Annotated in this window: 4 tRNA genes; all 4 read left to right on the top strand. The window is 53.0% G+C overall.

Features of this window, described 5'->3' with window-relative positions:
- Position 1: 1 nt before the first annotated feature.
- The 4 genes from VC352_RS24825 to VC352_RS24810 all read left to right on the top strand — a co-directional run bounded on the left by VC352_RS24825 (position 2) and on the right by VC352_RS24810 (position 525).
- Positions 2–78 (top strand) — tRNA-Arg (locus tag VC352_RS24825).
- Between the two features lie 72 nt (positions 79–150).
- Positions 151–227: transfer RNA gene (locus tag VC352_RS24820), tRNA-Arg, on the top strand.
- Positions 228–299: 72 nt separating this feature from the next.
- Positions 300–376 (top strand) — tRNA-Arg (locus VC352_RS24815).
- Positions 377–448: 72 nt separating this feature from the next.
- A tRNA-Arg gene (locus VC352_RS24810) sits at positions 449–525 on the top strand.
- Positions 526–528: the final 3 nt, after the last annotated feature.

Here is a 528-nt window from a genome sequence, read left to right as displayed (position 1 = left end):
CGGACTCATAGCTCAGCTGGATAGAGTACTCGGCTACGAACCGAGCGGTCGGAGGTTCGAATCCTCCTGAGTCCGCCATATTTAAGTGGCTTGCATCGCTGCAAGCCATTTTGTTTCAACCAGCGGTGATCTGGTCTAAAAGCGCCAAACGGACTCATAGCTCAGCTGGATAGAGTACTCGGCTACGAACCGAGCGGTCGGAGGTTCGAATCCTCCTGAGTCCGCCATATTAAAATGGCTTGCATCGCTGCAAGCCATTTTGCTTCAACCAGCGGTGATCTGGTCTAAAAGCGCCAAACGGACTCATAGCTCAGCTGGATAGAGTACTCGGCTACGAACCGAGCGGTCGGAGGTTCGAATCCTCCTGAGTCCGCCATATTAAAATGGCTTGCATCGCTGCAAGCCATTTTGCTTCAACCAGCGGTGATCTGGTCTAAAAGCGCCAAACGGACTCATAGCTCAGCTGGATAGAGTACTCGGCTACGAACCGAGCGGTCGGAGGTTCGAATCCTCCTGAGTCCGCCATAT

Source organism: Pseudomonas sp. C11, from assembly GCF_034683865.1.
Taxonomy (GTDB): Bacteria; Pseudomonadota; Gammaproteobacteria; order Pseudomonadales; family Pseudomonadaceae; genus Aquipseudomonas.
Note: the sequence above shows the minus strand (reverse complement) of the source record. Positions and strands in the feature narration are given on the sequence as shown.